The 15,747-nt window shown below is 46.0% G+C and carries 16 protein-coding genes; 7 read left to right on the top strand and 9 right to left on the bottom strand.

The genetic code is table 11. The features are described from left to right. Positions 1-250 precede the first annotated feature (250 nt). From HQN88_RS11960 to HQN88_RS11940, 5 genes are all read right to left on the bottom strand, one after another. On the bottom strand, positions 251-418 hold the full coding sequence (locus HQN88_RS11960; RefSeq protein ID WP_173111436.1) for a hypothetical protein: 168 nt from the start codon (positions 416-418) through the stop codon (positions 251-253). A 73-nt stretch (positions 419-491) separates the two neighbouring features. Then, the gene (locus HQN88_RS11955; RefSeq protein WP_173111433.1) at positions 492-1,547 is read right to left on the bottom strand and encodes an acyltransferase; all 1,056 of its coding nucleotides are present in this window, start codon (positions 1,545-1,547) and stop codon (positions 492-494) included. A gap of 186 nt (positions 1,548-1,733) precedes the next feature. Next, positions 1,734-2,306, bottom strand: a complete 573-nt coding sequence (locus HQN88_RS11950; RefSeq protein WP_246320173.1) for a ferric reductase-like transmembrane domain-containing protein — start codon at positions 2,304-2,306, stop codon at positions 1,734-1,736. After that, positions 2,303-3,268 (bottom strand): FAD:protein FMN transferase, encoded by a 966-nt coding sequence (locus tag HQN88_RS11945; protein WP_173111430.1) that lies wholly within the window; start codon positions 3,266-3,268, stop codon positions 2,303-2,305. Before HQN88_RS11945 ends, HQN88_RS11950 begins: the two co-directional genes overlap by 4 nt. Before the next feature lie 29 nt (positions 3,269-3,297). Next, a complete protein-coding gene (locus HQN88_RS11940; RefSeq protein WP_173111427.1) occupies positions 3,298-3,633 on the bottom strand; it encodes a hypothetical protein in 336 nt (111 codons plus the stop codon). Positions 3,634-4,135: 502 nt separating this feature from the next. Between HQN88_RS11940 and HQN88_RS11935 the strand changes: the two genes are divergently transcribed. The 5 genes from HQN88_RS11935 to HQN88_RS11915 all read left to right on the top strand — a co-directional run bounded on the left by HQN88_RS11935 (position 4,136) and on the right by HQN88_RS11915 (position 10,361). Continuing rightward, entirely contained in the window at positions 4,136-5,524 is a 1,389-nt protein-coding gene (locus tag HQN88_RS11935; RefSeq protein ID WP_173111424.1) for a YheC/YheD family endospore coat-associated protein, read from the top strand. A 20-nt stretch (positions 5,525-5,544) separates the two neighbouring features. Beyond that, positions 5,545-6,651 (top strand): YheC/YheD family endospore coat-associated protein, encoded by a 1,107-nt coding sequence (locus HQN88_RS11930; protein WP_173111421.1) that lies wholly within the window; start codon positions 5,545-5,547, stop codon positions 6,649-6,651. A 105-nt stretch (positions 6,652-6,756) separates the two neighbouring features. Further along, positions 6,757-8,121, top strand: coding sequence for a YheC/YheD family endospore coat-associated protein (locus HQN88_RS11925; RefSeq protein ID WP_173111417.1), 1,365 nt, complete (start codon positions 6,757-6,759; stop codon positions 8,119-8,121). Continuing rightward, positions 8,121-9,248 (top strand): YheC/YheD family endospore coat-associated protein, encoded by a 1,128-nt coding sequence (locus HQN88_RS11920; RefSeq protein WP_173111414.1) that lies wholly within the window; start codon positions 8,121-8,123, stop codon positions 9,246-9,248. Before HQN88_RS11925 ends, HQN88_RS11920 begins: the two co-directional genes overlap by 1 nt. Positions 9,249-9,254: 6 nt before the next feature. Beyond that, entirely contained in the window at positions 9,255-10,361 is a 1,107-nt protein-coding gene (locus HQN88_RS11915) for a YheC/YheD family endospore coat-associated protein (RefSeq protein WP_173111411.1), read from the top strand. A 142-nt stretch (positions 10,362-10,503) separates the two neighbouring features. Here the strand turns inward: HQN88_RS11915 and HQN88_RS11910 are convergent, their stop codons facing one another. The 3 genes from HQN88_RS11910 to HQN88_RS11900 all read right to left on the bottom strand — a co-directional run bounded on the left by HQN88_RS11910 (position 10,504) and on the right by HQN88_RS11900 (position 12,698). After that, the gene (locus tag HQN88_RS11910) at positions 10,504-11,544 is read right to left on the bottom strand and encodes a cation diffusion facilitator family transporter (RefSeq protein ID WP_173111408.1); all 1,041 of its coding nucleotides are present in this window, start codon (positions 11,542-11,544) and stop codon (positions 10,504-10,506) included. 181 nt (positions 11,545-11,725) lie between these two features. Further along, a complete protein-coding gene (locus tag HQN88_RS11905; RefSeq protein ID WP_173111405.1) occupies positions 11,726-11,950 on the bottom strand; it encodes a spore germination protein in 225 nt (74 codons plus the stop codon). A 76-nt stretch (positions 11,951-12,026) separates the two neighbouring features. Beyond that, positions 12,027-12,698: an HAD family hydrolase gene (locus HQN88_RS11900; RefSeq protein ID WP_173111402.1), complete on the bottom strand. Its 672-nt coding sequence runs from the start codon at positions 12,696-12,698 to the stop codon at positions 12,027-12,029. A 258-nt stretch (positions 12,699-12,956) separates the two neighbouring features. Between HQN88_RS11900 and nagB the strand changes: the two genes are divergently transcribed. Together nagB and nagA are read left to right on the top strand one after the other, a co-directional pair. Further along, positions 12,957-13,685 carry a glucosamine-6-phosphate deaminase gene (gene nagB, locus HQN88_RS11895; RefSeq protein ID WP_173111399.1) on the top strand — a complete coding sequence of 243 codons (729 nt, stop codon included), beginning with the start codon at positions 12,957-12,959 and terminating at the stop codon, positions 13,683-13,685. After that, on the top strand, positions 13,682-14,854 hold the full coding sequence (gene nagA, locus HQN88_RS11890; protein WP_173111395.1) for an N-acetylglucosamine-6-phosphate deacetylase: 1,173 nt from the start codon (positions 13,682-13,684) through the stop codon (positions 14,852-14,854). The genes nagB and nagA overlap by 4 nt, the downstream gene beginning before the upstream one ends. A gap of 319 nt (positions 14,855-15,173) precedes the next feature. Here the strand turns inward: nagA and HQN88_RS11885 are convergent, their stop codons facing one another. Then, a complete protein-coding gene (locus HQN88_RS11885; RefSeq protein WP_173111391.1) occupies positions 15,174-15,743 on the bottom strand; it encodes a manganese catalase family protein in 570 nt (189 codons plus the stop codon). Positions 15,744-15,747: the final 4 nt, after the last annotated feature.

Raw genomic sequence — 15,747 nt, 5'->3', positions numbered from 1 at the left:
AAAACATGATTTTTTTACGAGATAACCAAAAATAAGTGCCTATTTGCACTTATCTCCTATTGCCAAGGAAAAACACTTATCAAAGATGCCTTTTCGCAATTTTGCTTGTTTATTTGTGAAACCTGAAGCAGGTGCAGTTTCGTGAAGTCAGCGCTCGGCGGTAATTCGCGACGTGGAAGCTATGCTAGTTCATGGTACTCGTCCGGGAGGCTCGGCAATTGGTCCCCACTAATGATACTCCCTCGCGTGCTCAACGGATTCTGCGCAGCCCAGAACCTCTGCCAGTTCCTAATGCTCCTAATGCTCCTAATGCTCCTAATGCTCCTAATGCTCCTGATGCCAGTTCTAGCACGCCTCTCCCCTTACCACGAAAAAACTCCCACCATAGCTGCATTTTACGCAGTTTAGCGGGAGCCATTTTGCCGGGTTAGTTTCCTAATGCTGTTGCAAGGTTTTGCTCATAGGAGCAGGTGCTCAGAGTTACTCCTACCTCACTTCAACAGTATCTTTCTTCCCTTCCGATACAGCAAAGTTAAGATCCAAGGTATCGCCACAATCAAGACAAACACGATGCCATTATAGACATTAAATAGTAGAATGGATCCCGGCATGTGAACTTTATATTTCCATAAGGAAAGTAAGGCGGGATGCATGAGGTACACGCCGAAGGAAACCAACCCCAGCGAGACGAAAAACTTCGCCACGCGCTTCAACCTCATTAAGAGTTCCTTAGCCATCCAGATCATGCTCACGCCGATGCCAAGGTTATACAACAGCCAAGCGATCTCATACCACGTATTTTCAAAGGAGTAGCCTCTAGAAGCTAACAAATATAGCCCCGTGTACACCAAACCACTCAAGATTGAGGATGGAATCACCCACCCTTTGTTGCGATCTAGCCAAGCGCGGAAATTGCCGTAATTCATCCCGATGGCTCCACCAATAAGGAAGTAACCGAAATAGGTAATACACAGCTCAGGTTTATGACTGATAGGACCAATCCAGTGACTATAGATATAAACACCAAACTGAACCGCTAACCCCCACAACGCCAGTGTTTTACGAAACCATGCTGCATTCCTAACAGCCCATACGAGCAAAGGAAACAGCAGGTAGAACTGCACAATAATGATCATAAAATATAAATGATAGCCGGAATCCGCCCATTTTAACTGCTCGAGAAATACCTTCAGATCTACTTTAATTGGATGCCCAGGCGTCCATAACCATGGATTATATATATAGTAGAAAAAGGACCAAACGATATAGGGGACGAGCACTTGTCGAACACGTTTCCAATAGAATATACCTGCTTGCTTAGCGCTCCAATTATCTGCATAAATATAGAACAGCACGATGCCGCTCAAAAAAATAAAGACGGGAACAGCAAAATAACTTATTTTGTTCAGAAATAAAATAAACAGCTGCGTGCTGCTGCCTTTCAAAGCTGGATCCACTGTCCAGTCTGCCGTTACATGAATCAGAACTACAGCCAAGATGGAAATGGCCCTGACAATATCAAGCTCCGTAATCTTTGCTTTTGCCATGTGAGTTTACTATCCTCATTTCATCATAAATACCATATAAGAGGTTATTCAAAATCTTCTTTCAATCTTCTCAATGCTGAGAGCTAGACTTTTTGAACACGCATTTTAACTATAGACATTTTCGACATGTTTCGCAACATGGGAATACGCAAAAGAGCCCCAATCGCATGGAATTGGAACTCTGTGTTACATCTGTTTGGTTTGCCTTACCTTAACTTGACGTTTACGTGACAACAATTGAAATCTAACCAACGTTAAACCGACTAAAATGATCGCGGTTGCGATGTACATCGTGGCAGCCCAGCCTTGTTTACTATCTGTCCCTAAGAAGATCCCATGCAGCAAGGACAATGCAAATATGGGATACGACAACATGTGAAGGGCGAGCCATAGCTTTCTTTTCAACTTATGTCGAATATCTGTTGTAAATAGTACAAGGAGTAGACCATACATGGCAATTGTACCCAAGCCGTTCAGTACTGGATTATTTTTAGCTGAAAAAGGGATTAACAGTTCCGCCCAGTCGAAAGGCATGAAAGTATCTATAATGAGAAGAACCGTGTGCAAGAGGGCGAAGCACATTCCCGTTACATTCGCATAGGTATGCCAGCGGAGCAGTTGGCCTTTCTTGTGCCCTTTGATCTGAGGATAGCTATAGGTGATACCGACCGCCATACCCATGAACAAGGTTAGGTAAGAAAGAATACCAAACGTTCGAATGAGCATCCAGGTAGGCAGTTCAATTAAGAAATGAATCATAAGCTTCCTTCTCCTTTCAAACCTGTCCAGGAATGCTCCAGGCTGCCGAGTAGCGGCTTTACTTGAAACACATCACCAACGGAGGTATATATCAGTGCTTCCAGGCCTTGTGATCTACGTTGAAAGAGGGGGATTCCTTCCTCCATCCCGAGCACGCACAACACTTTGGCCCACACTTCACAGGCTACCAAGTCTTGGCCAACAACTGTGCACTGCACAACGGATGACAGGCTTGGCCGCATCGTACGTGTATCGATAAGGTGATGCATTTCTCCTGCGTTCGTTAGCCAACGTCTACGCAATATGCTGGAAGTAGCTACAGCACCTGTTCGTAATTGAAGTGTAACTTCCTTGGTTGGATCCGTTTCGAAGGGATTGGCAATCCCAATACACCAAGGCTCATTCTCTGCAGCCCCTCCCCATACCCGAACATCTCCACCAGCATTAATGAAGCCTCTACGTACTAGCCAATCTGTTTGCAGACGATTCGCAACATGCTGTGCCGTCCAGCTTTTCACAATTCCACCAAAATCCACTTTGTGACCAGCTAAAATGCGAATTGATTTCATCCAAGGATCCACTTGCAACGCCAACCTTCCGTGTGGGGGAAGATCCGGTTGCTCAAGCTCCATTATTCGTTCCTGTATGCTCTCAAAGGATTGTCGATATCCAGCCCGTTCCATCGCTTGTCCAACACAAATATCGAAAGCACCATCCGTTTGTTCCTGATAATGCCTTGCTAGTTCAAGCACTTCCAGCATGCTGTCAGATACAAAACTTAGCTGCCCGCTTCTCGCATTGAGATATGAGCACTCACTTGCCGGAAGAAATCGACTAAACTGTTGCTCCGCAATTGCAAATCCATCCAACACTGGGATTTCAAGCTCAGCAGATGGTGTTTCTGATTCCAGTAAGACTTGTATGTATGAATTCATCGCACGAAATGCAAAATCACGTAACATATAGCCAACCTCTCCTGTCCAGACTCGCGCTAGGATGCGTGACTTCTCGTGTGGGTCTTGGTCTGATTCTGCTGTTGCGATTGTGGAAGTGATTGCGAGGAAGAGTCATCCGTGCGACTAATCTGGTCTCGGCTGCTTTCACTGCGCTCCGTCCTATTATTTGAATTTCGACTAAACGTATCTGACGATTGTAACTCTTGCTTTTTCTGCGCAATCACAGGTGTCGTATTTAACTTGGCATTCGATGCTTCTCGCACAGCCGTAAGAAATTCAGGGCTCTCTTTAACTTCCTGAAACAAATAGACAACAATCATCGCACTAACTAGTCCAATCTGCCATTTGGTCCATTTTGAGGATGCTTTCATACCTAACCCATCCTATCTCTATGAATAAGAATCTAAGCTCATTATACGCGGTTAAGGACCTAAATTCCTGAGTAAGCCCTAAAAATTAGCTGAAAACTCCATGAAGTTATGTTTGAAGAATGGGCGCTTTCCTCCCGAAGCCTAGGCACAAAGGGAAATATGTCCTCATATGATGGAGTAGTTTACTTTGCATAAACAGCAATACTGTTGTGACCAGATAAGAAAGTATTCGCTTTCGGTTAACGAAGCTGCTTTCTTGTTGGAAATAAAATCTACCAGATATAGGGATCTTTGGTCCAAGGCCAAAATCTCTCCTTTCCCGGGGCCCCCACAAAGTAATGCATAACTCTCATCGAAGAAGCTGAATCCGACCGAGATCTCACACTCGGTGCGGACTGACTTTGCTTCGAAGATTCTCGTCACTTTGTAGGGGAGAATAGCGGTCGATCGTCCTTGAATGGCCTCGATAGGGATTTTCTCATGCTGGAAGGAGTGTTCACTATTGACCAGATCGAAAGTTGGCGTAACCATTCAAAGCACCAGCATCTTTTTGGATGATCGGACCGTTGTTCTAAGTGAAGCCATTGCAAGAAAATGGAAAGTTCCATCCAATCAAATGATTAACATGCGATTCGGCTCCTATCAGCAGGATGTTAAAGTGGTCACAGCTGCTGTACCGAATAGCCTCCGTGTCGACCCTGCGCTTGCATCTAAGATCGGTCTTCATCAAGGGGCTCGGCTTACCATCAACTATAAGCCAACTTCGAATACAATGTCGATTGGACCCTTAATTGGAGTTATGATTAGCCGCGTGAACGCGAGTTCCCCTAGTCGTCCTTTTGGTCCTATCACCACTTTTTGTAAAGAATTGACCGATGCTTGTGTTCATGTAGGAGCGAGTGTGTGTTTCTTTCCACCCAAAGAAATGCATGCCAACCCACAATCACTTTCTGCTTATTCTTATGCCAATGGTACTTGGAGTAAAAAAACGTTCCCGATTCCAAATGTCATCTACAATCGTCTCACCTCACGCAAGTACGAGAACATGCCCAATGTTCAACAGTTCATGAAGGATGTCAAGTCGCGATATGGCACTGAAATTTTTAACGAGAAATATTTGAATAAAACAGAGGTTTTCGATGCTTTACGGAAAGATAGCACGCTGCATAGCTACTTGCCTGAGTCTCATCTTTTCAAAAACTTTCAAATGCTGAAATCTATGGCAGCACGCCATAATGCGCTATTTCTTAAACCAATTACAGGAAGTCTGGGCAATGGCATTATTCGTATCCGCAAAGAAGGCCTTGGCGAAGCGTATACGGCTCATTCAACTAGCCTTGCAGGAGTCCGCAGACAAACGTTCCCTTCTCTTCTTGCCGTTTTTCAGTCCATTTCCGGGAAACTCAAGACACAACGTTATCAAATCCAGCAAGGACTTGATCTGATTACTGCTGAGGGAAATCCAATTGATTTCCGAGCACTTGTTCAACGCGGAGAAAAAGGGGAATGGGAGATCACATCGATTGTAGGTCGGATTGCAGGCAGTCAGCACTTTGTCTCTAACCTTGCACGCGGTGGAACCCTCTCAACGGTTCCTGAAGCATTAGCCAAAGCTGGCTTCTCCTCTCCTACGCGCGCCACAATTATTCGGAAACTACGCAAATCCTCATTAGATATTGCCAAAGGGATCGAGACCCAAATCCAAAGTCATTTCGGTGAATTAGGGATTGATCTTGCTGTTGATCGATCAGGTAGAGTATGGCTGCTCGAAGTTAACTCCAAGCCCTCTAAGGATGATAATACAGCACTTAATACTGACAACAATAAAAATAAAATTAGACCTTCTGTAAGAACTTTAGTTAAATACGCTCGGTATTTAGCGAAGTATTGAGATTGAGGTGAAATATGAGATTGCGAACACAGCGACCCTTGCTAGGCATCATGGTTACCGAACTGAACCGAGATCTTCCCTTTGCAAGCTCGAGTTTTTATCAGAATCTGACGACACATGGCGCTAGCCAAGGGATCGATGTGTTTGTTTTCTCACCAAATCGCATCGATTGGATGCAAGAGATGGTAAGAGGCTATATGTATGATCGGGTACAGTTAGCATGGATTACCAAGCTGTTCCCCCTTCCCTCTCTCATCTATGATCGCTGCTTCTTCAGCAATAAACATAGTTATCTCACCTATCAATATCATGTACGCAAGCTGCGTGAGATCCCTACGATTCGTTTCCTTGGCTACGGTCTTGGCGGAAAGTGGGAAGTGGGGCTGATTCTGCAGAAGGATCCTGCCTTACTGCCCTACTTGCCAGAGACCAATCGACTCCGAAGCGGACATCAACTTGAAAGTTGGTTGCAGAACCATTCTGACGCATTCTTAAAGCCTCAAGGCGGGAGTCAAGGCAAAGGTGCGATTCACATTCACAAAGAGGGTTCCCTGTATCAACTACAAGGACGGGATGGACGGAATCATCCCATTTCAGGAGAGTTTCAGGAGTGGTCAGCTTGCTGGCAATGGCTGAAGCAAGGAATAGGTTCCCGCCCATACCTCCTTCAACAGTATTTACAACTCTATTCCATGAACGGGATGTCCTATGACATACGGTCTCTTGTCCAGAAAAACGGTCGAGGAAACTGGGAACATACGGGCATGGCCGTACGCGTCGGAAAGCCTGGAAGCATCACTTCCAATCTGCATGGCGGAGGCACTGCCGAAGATGTCAATGCGTATCTAACTCGCGAATTTGGAGAGATGAAGTCCGATCAGCTGATAGACACCATAGCCAAGCTCTCTAAACGTATTCCGACTGTCCTCGAGTCCTATCATGGTCGACTAGCAGAGCTAGGTATTGATTTCGGCATTGATAGCAGCGGACGCGTATGGATTCTTGAAGTGAATTCAAAGCCGGGTCGAACGATTTTCACCCGTTTGCATAACGAGCGTGCTCGTTCAAAATCAATTGCAAATCCAATCCACTATGCTGGATTTTTGTTGAACAAACAGCTGAGCTGAAAGTAGCTAAGCTTTGTTTGAACGTGCTCATGGGGGCAGAACGTCATATCTGCTTGTTTTGACACGGAAAGCCCCGTAGGGCAACAAGTTTAGGAGGGTAACCTAATGAGTTTGACATCGTGTATGCTCCACGCCGTACAACGAACAGATAGATCGGTCTACTTAACGAGTGATCTCGCCAAAGCTTTACGGTTAACCGGAACTAAATCCATTACTGTAAAGGTTGGGAGTAAAGGTACTTCGTTACCGGTCCGTTTGATCAAAAAAAGTGGTCAGCATATGTACATCCCACTTTCCCTAATGGCCTCCTTGCGTATTCCTCGCACTGGGAATGTGTTAGTCGTGAATACCAACAATAAAGAGCTTCGCATCGGTCCACTTATTGGTGTATTAACCAATGTGGAAAGCGGTACATCGCCATTCGGTTCCAAAACAGGTTTCATACGTCAAGTCATCAACACGGGCTCACAACGCTCTTTCAGCTTCGCTTTCAGCCCTAAGAGTGTCAATTGGATACAAGAGACCGTTTCTGGCATTATTCCCAAAGAAGGTGGCGGTTGGATGCGTAAAACCTTCCCGCTTCCAGATGTGATTTACAATCGACTTTCCAGCCGTAAAGCTGAGAAATCCGCAGGCATGGAGGGATTTAAAAATCGCTTCGTGCAACGAGGCATTCCGATTTTTAACTGGAGCTTCTTTGATAAATGGGATGTTTACAAAATGTTAGATGGTGACGAAGCCTTTCGCTTCGTACCTGAATCCCGAATAAATCCCACTGCCGAACAAATTAAAGAAATGCTAGATAAACATAAATTTATTTACTTAAAACCAACAGCAGGCAGCCTAGGTATTGGCATATATCGTGTTACCTATAATCCGAAGCGTGGTTATTTCGTCCGCTTCCGAAAAGGGAATAAAAATGTCCTGATTCGTTATTCCAAATTCGAAGGCTTGATGCAAATGCTGGGAACAGGACGCGGTCGTTTAGCAAGCTATGTCGCCCAACAAGGAATTCGACTCATCGAAATTGATAATTGTCCGATTGACTTCCGCTTCCACTTAACGAAAAACGGCAATAACCAATGGGTTGTTGCAGCGATCGGGGCTAAGAAATCGGGTAAAGGCAGTGTCACAACGCATATCCGAAACGGTGGGCAGCTCATGACACCTGAACAGGTTCTTCGACTAGTTTATGGGTCACGCGGGGAACAAATTCTTGATAATGCCAAGGAAACGGCGATTAAACTCGCACAAGGCATTGAAAATAATTATAATCATTTGCTCGGAGAGTTAGGCTTCGATATTGGAATTGATCAAAATGAAAAAGTGTGGATGTTTGAAGCTAATGCGAAGCCTGGTCGATCTATTTTCAAGCATCCTTCGCTGAAAGAAGGAGACACGGCCACCCTTCAAAGCGTGTATGAGCATTGTCTTTATTTGAGCCGTTTTCGCTCAAGGAGGGAAAACTAATGGGTTTTACCCTTCATGAGAGAGCTCCTAAACCAACACTCGCTATCCTTACAGTGAAAGACAGTTCCCGTGTATTTCGCGGAAATTTAGATAACTTTCTAGACCTGATTAAAACAGGTGAGCGCTATGGTCTGGACGTTTATGTCGTGACTACCAAGGACTTTAGCATTTCAAATTCTGAAATGTACGGATATCGCTTTCGTCCAAGTGCTAACAAATGGAGCAGGGAACTCGTTCCCTCTCCGCAAGTTGTTTACAACCGCATCCCTTACCGAAAAATGGAAATGAGACCTGAAGTCCAGCAAACCATTCAGGCTTGTAAACGCAGCACCAGCATTCATTTATTCAATCCTTCCTTTTTTAACAAATGGACATTATTCAGTTGGTTAAATAGTGCCAAAGAAAGTAAGGCGTTCATGCCGGACACCCTGCAAATGAATGAGGTATCTGATCTCACCCAATTATTACAGAAGCACCCTGTTCTCTATTTGAAGCCAGTTAAAGGTAAAGCCGGAATGGGCATTATGCGTATAGATCGTGTTAGTACCAAGGGAAGCAATGGACAATACCGTCTTAGTCGCCTTCATGACAAGAAAATGGTCTACAGTTATCATAACGGCTCGGAGGACATCTGGCAGGAATGGGAGCGTCATAGCGGTGGCCAAGATTATATCGTCCAACAAGGGATAGCGCTAACCAGATTCAAAGAACGTGCTTACGATCTGCGCGCATTAGTCCAGAAAACTGCCAGAGGAGAATGGAGTGTCTCTGGGATTGGCGCCCGAGTAGCTGGTAAAGCCAGCATAACTACACACGTTCCGCGCGGAGGCTCAATTGACGAACCAAGGAAGTTGCTTGCCTATGTTTTTGGGCCCAATGAAGCCAAAAATATTCTAAAACGGGTTCGTCAAGCGGTCGTGACATTAGCTACACAAATAGAGAAATCATCTGGAAATCCGCTTGGTGAAATGTCCATGGATATCGGAGTTGACACGTCAGGACATATCTGGTTTTTCGAAGCGAATTCGAAACCAATGAAATTTGATGAACCTCGAATCCGCCAGAAATCACTCCAACGGATTATTCAATACAGTCTGCATTTGATCAATACTCGGAGAAGAAGGTGATTATGCTTGGCTCAAGAACGACTAGGCGTACTCGCTATTTATTTAAACAACTCACGACTTGAGGAACTGGCTTATTTCAAGAGGCTTAGCAAGGAAGGCCAACGGCTAGGCGTTCAAGTCGAGGTGTTTACTCCGGCGGATGTACAGGGAAATGCCGTGCGAACTCTCACATTTGATTCCAGTCGCGGAAGATGGCTTCGGAAGTATACAACGTTACCTCCCATTATCTATGATCGCTGCCGCTATAGAGCCGCGGCGAATTATCATATGCTTCAAGCTTTCCGCAACCGCCATGCCAAGCTCATTTATTTGAGCAAACCGCTGGCTAATAAATGGTCAATGCATCAGACTCTCTCCCAAAGCAGTGCCATTCGCCCTTATCTCCCATCAACCGTTCGCTACAGCACCATCCACGAGCTGATGAGGTTTCTAAAGAAACATAAGCTCATCTATGTGAAACCGAAGAATGGCACTGGAGGAAGAGGAATTCTTCGAATTGAACAAATTTCACCTGATCTCTATTTATTACAAGGCAGAAATCAATTTCGTTCAATCATAGCCCCCTTCAGAGCAAATGAAAAACAGTTGGCCATCAAGCTGCATACGCTGAATTTGAGCCCCGACTATGTCGTTCAGCAAGGGATCCATCTGACACTGAATGATGGTCGTGTTCATGACTATCGGCTGCTTATTCAGAAAAATGGTCAAGGCGCATGGGAAGTGACGGGGTGCGCAGGGAGAATTGGCCCTCATCGCAGTATTACCTCCAATCTTCACGGTGGCGGCACGGCTGTAACGCAGGATCGCTTATTAGGATATCGCTTCTCCTCTCAAGAGAAAATTGCAAATATCAAAGATGAGATGAACGATTTTGCCTATAAGCTAGCCGACTATTTGGAGGTCAAATTCGGCAAGCTGTGTGAATTGGGGATGGACATCGCCGTAGATCCCAAAGGCAATGTCTGGCTTCTCGAAGTGAATCCGAAGCCTTCACGGGAAGTATTTCGCAGGATCGGTCAGCACGCCACCTACCAGAAGGCCGTAACACGGCCTCTAGAATATGCGCTATGGATGCTGCGGCAAAAAAAAGTTCCCGATGATAAGCCTGAATAATAAATCATCAAGAAAAAACAAGCGAATCACCTTGCTGGGTGAACGCTTGTTTTTTGGGTTTACTTCGCTTTATTCTTGCCCTAGATACCCCATCGTTTGTACAAAAATTTGCTCAATGTGCTCATCCTCTATTTCACCTATTTTATACCGGTAGAGTTTGATGGTTAATCGTTGATTTCTCGATTTGTATGGTCGCGTGTGTAATGCCAAACTGTTTCTCAATAACGGTAATTCCTTGCTGCAGAATATCTTGGCTATCTCGATCGTCCTTAATCAGCAGATGACAACTCATGGCTTCTATACCCGAAGTAATCGTCCACACATGCAAGTCATGAACGTCAATAACACCCTCAATTCCTTCTAAAACTTGTTTAACAGAGTCCATCGAAACAGAACTTGGCGTTCCTTCCATCAAGATATGAAGAGTAGATTTCAGGACGCCCCAGGCGCCTCTTAAAATAAGTAGAGACACGACGATGCTAATAATTGGATCTGCTACATACCAGCCAAACAGCAGCATCACAGCACCCGCTATAATCGCGCCTACAGAACCTAACGCATCGCCTAAGATATGCAGATAAGCACTGCGTAAATTCAGATTACCATGTACATCGCCCTTACGCATGAGTGACCAAGCACTTAACAAATTGGCGATAAGTCCAATGCACGCGATCAGCATCATGGACCCGCTAGCAACGGCAGCAGGATGGAGGAATCGTTCAATCGCTTCCCATATAATAAGTCCGGCAATGACGAATAACGTCACCGCGTTAAAAAGTGCTGCTAATATTTCAATACGGTGAAATCCAAAAGATAAACGAGCTGAGCTAGGCTTCGCTGTAAACCATAGCGCTAAGAGGCTCAATGCTAACGCACCCGCATCGCTTAGCATGTGACCAGAGTCCGATAGCAGTGCCAAACTATTCGTCCAGAGTCCGCCAACCAGTTCAAGCACCATGATACTTGCCGTTATACCCAGTGCGATCAGCAACCCTTGCTTATTGCCCGAATGCCCATGATGATGGCCATGGTGATGCCCGTGGCCATGATCATGGTCGTGGCGATGTCCGTGATGCCCAGCTTCATGCTGAGCGTGGTCCTCATGGTCATGATGCTCATGACCTTTCTCTTCCCCATGGTCATGTCCACATGCGTGTTCCTTTTTCGAATCATGCTGATGCATGGCATTCCCTCCCCAGTTGCACACTCGATACTCACATTTATATATGAATGATTGCTCATATGTTAATAATAAATAAGTATGCTTGCCAGTGTCAATAGGCTTCTCCAAAAAGAAAAGACCGATTCATCTCTCCACGTATGGTGAGATTGAATCGGCCATTTCCATGTGCAACTAGACTCGCTTAGGTCCCCGTTGCTGTCTTATTCGCCCCTGCTTCAATCACGTCAGGGTCTACTGTTATTGTCGCACTGAATACAGTCCCAGAAATCGAGAAGTCGCCAGTGATTCCTCCGCCAGCACCTGTGTATGTTTTGGAGGCACTCGTCGGAGCAATGATACACGTGTCACCGTTAATCAGGTTTCCTTCATTCCTTATAATATTGAATATCCCTACAAAAGAAGGCATTCTGATCAGCACCTTTATCTCTCAATGTGCTACAGTGTATGCCCAAGGGTCTCGCTTTGCGACAGGCCAGCGAGAATTAGGAAATGTAGTCCAGCAGCTCAGCAAATCGTCCAATTCGGATATGTGCACCTTCAAGCTCACCAGCTTCTCGAAAGCCAGCATAGTCGCATGCCACAACTGTAAGATTATTGCGAAGTCCCGCTTCTACGTCTGACGAGCGATCTCCAACCATCCAAGCGGACTGAATGCCGTGTTTTTCGAGCAAAATTTGGACTAAATCAACCTTGGATCGCGTTTGGTACTCTCCTGCACTGTATAAGCCTTCGAACAGATGAGCTAGCCCCATCTCCGTGATGACTTGTTTGACATAATCTTCTAACCCATTACTGGCTACAAATAGACGAACGCCCTTGGTATGCAAGGTCTGCAAGGTTTCTGCCACACCCTCGTATAATACGCCTCGGCCCTCTTGAAGTCCCTCTACCTGGTATTTGATCAATAACTTATCAGCTTCCTGATGTACAGCAACAGTTGACTCTGGCATAACACGCATCCAAATTTGTTCAAGGAGCATGCCTAACGCACCCAGAATTCGCTCTTCAGGCGGTGTCTCCCCTTCATATATTCCTTTGGCTCGAAGCTCGTCGAAAGTCGCATGGTATGCTGGTAATAGTAAAGTTTCTGTTTGAAATAACGTCCCATCCAAATCAAAAAGCATCGCATCTGGCAGTTGTCCCCGAGTGGTCATGTTCTTACTCCTTTATATGTATAAAATAGTTGTAATGATCTATGTTAAGAATGGCAAACATACCCATGTAAGTCAATGTAGAATGATGGAAAAATGGTTATTGCCGATCTTAATAATTTCAGTTATGATTGAAATGAGAATAATTTGATCAAAAAATGTAATTTTCATGCAAAATAAAATGAACTATTTGTAAATAGTCACTTGTACCTTACTTATCACTTTAACTACTTACATCCATGAAAGCGAGGAATAATGAATATGAACCTTCATATTTTCCAGAATCAACAAGAACTTAACGAAGCAGGTGCAGGTATTATAACTTCCCTGGTTCAAATGCAGCCCAAAGCTGTTCTCGGTTTAGCCACAGGCGGCACACCGGTTGGTATTTACGAAGAACTCGTGAAAGCCTACGAGAAGGGCCGCGTTAGTTTTAAACAAGTTACGACTTTTAATCTGGATGAATACGTTGGCTTACCTGAGGATCATTCTGAAAGTTATCATGCATACATGCAACAGCATTTATTTGCTCATATTGATCTTCCTGCGGAAGCCGCTCATATCCCAAATGGTAATGCATCTGATTTGGAAGCTGAGTGTGAGCGATTCAATCAACTTCTCGACGATGCGAAGCAAATTGATTTACAAATTCTAGGCCTAGGCCACAATGGTCATATCGGCTTTAATGAGCCTGACGATTCCTTAATTAGTGGAACACACCGTGTTGAATTAAAAGAAGAAACACGTGAAGCCAATGCGCGATACTTCGATTCCATTCAAGATGTGCCTACACATGCCTTGACGATGGGCGTTGGTACCATTCTGAAAGCCAAAACAATTCTCTTAATCGTACGTGGCGCTGATAAAGCCGAAATCGTACATCGTGCTCTAACGGGACCTATTACTACTGAAATTCCTGCCACACTACTGCAGACACATCCTCACCTAGTTGTTCTGCTTGACGCTGAGGCTGGGAGGTTGTTCGAATGAGCGAACTTCTCATCTCAGGTGCCAAGGTTGTCACGGAACAAGGCATAATTGAAAATGGATTGGTTCATGTGGTTGATGGCAAATTAGCTTACGTAGGTGAAGCATCTGGTTGGCAGGACACTGCTAGTCCAAATGTGGTTCGCATAGAAGCAGATGGTAAATGGTTGCTGCCTGGTTTCATTGACGTTCATGTGCATGGTGGATACGGCGCTGATTTCATGGATGCCAATTCGGAAACATTGGATACGATTACGCGTTATCATGCTGCGCATGGCACAACGGGCATGCTGGCTACGACGATGACAGCAACGCGTGAGGCCATAGATCGTGTGCTCGTTGAAGTGCACAACTATATGGAACAGGGCATGCCTTATGCTCAGCTGCTTGGTGTGCATTTGGAAGGTCCGTTCATTTCGCCGAAGTGGGCGGGCGCTCAAGATCCGAACCTCATGGTCACGCCACAGCTTGATTGGCTGAAAGATTGGCATGAGCGGTTCCCTCAGCTCATGCAGCAGTTGACGTTGGCCCCCGAGCGCGAGGGAGGCCATGAGATGATCGCGTGGCTGCGCGATCAAGGTATCGTTGCCGCATGCGGCCACACGGACGCCTCTTACGCCGACATTCAGTCGGCAGTGGCGGTGGGGCTCTCGCATGCGGTGCACACCTTCAACGCGATGAAGCCGCTGCATCATCGCGAGCCAGGGACCGTCGGTGCTGTGCTCACCGACGCACGCATCAGCGGCGAGGTGATCGCCGATGGGATCCACGTGCATCCAGCAGCGATTAAGCTGCTGACGATGGTGAAGCAGCCGCATGGCTTGCTGCTGATCACGGACGCCATGTCCGCCGCCGGGCTCGGCGACGGGCAGTACGACCTTGGCGGCCAAGCCGTGACCGTTCAGGCGGGCGTTGCCCGGCTGACGGAGGGCGGCGCGCTCGCCGGCAGTACGCTGACGATGATCGATGCGCTCCGGTTTATGGTGCGTGAGGTCGGTGCCAGCGTCGCAGACGCGAGCCGCTACGGGAGCGGCAATCCGGCGAGACTGCTCGGCCTTGAAGCGACGCACGGCTCGATTGCCGAAGGCAAGCACGCCGACTTGTTGCTGATCAGCTCAGAGCTTGAGCTCGAGCAGGTTTGGGTGCACGGCGTGGCGATAAAAGAAGCTTAATCGTGGTTGTCTGCTTCGTTTGTGACTCCTTACACTTACGACAACCCGATTAGTCCGAATTTGCCGAATTAATCTCATTAGCCACATCATTCAGTCATATTTAGTCCGAAATTTCCTAACTGAATCGCCACAAAGAACCCTGCTTCAAGAAAAATAGGTAAATAGTTCGGTAATTTCGGACTATTTGTCCATTCCTATACGTAATCCTCGTTTTAGTTCGGAGAAATCTGACTAACGCAGTAGAGGGCCACCTCAAAGTAGCGATAACTACTTTGAGGTGGCCCTCTTTCTATGGATGCGGTACATGTACCGCCGCTCCTTAATAAATCTTCTTCTCCACCCGATCCGCCTTCAGTATCTCGACTGCCTCTCTAAACCGCAAGGAATGCACAATCTCTCGTTCCCGCAGGAACTTCAAACTATCCTGCAAATCCACATCGTCGGTCAAATCAATTAACCATTGGTAAGTCGCTCTCGCTTTTTCCTCTGCGGCTATATCCTCGTAAAGATCAGCGATCGGATCTCCTTTGGCTTGTATGTAAGCTGCTGTCCAGGGGATACCTCCGGCGCTCTGATAGAAGAGCCCACGATCATGGGCTACGTAGTGATCATCCAATCCTGCCGCCTTCATTTGCTCTAGCGTCGCGTCCTTCGTCAGCTTATAGACCATTGTAGCGATCATTTCGAGATGAGCAAATTCTTCCGTGCCTATGTCCGTCAACAAACCCACAACCTTATCCGGAATCGAATAACGCTGGTTCAAATAGCGCAGTGCTGCAGCGAGTTCCCCATCTGCTCCTCCATACTGCTCAAGAAGCAGTTTGGCCATCCGCGGATCACATTTGCTTACCTTGACCGGGTATTGCAACTTTTTCTCATATATCCACATTGGC

This window comes from Paenibacillus qinlingensis (genome assembly GCF_013204845.1).
GTDB classification, from domain to species: Bacteria; Bacillota; Bacilli; order Paenibacillales; family NBRC-103111; genus Paenibacillus_E; species Paenibacillus_E qinlingensis.
Note: the sequence above shows the minus strand (reverse complement) of the source record. Positions and strands in the feature narration are given on the sequence as shown.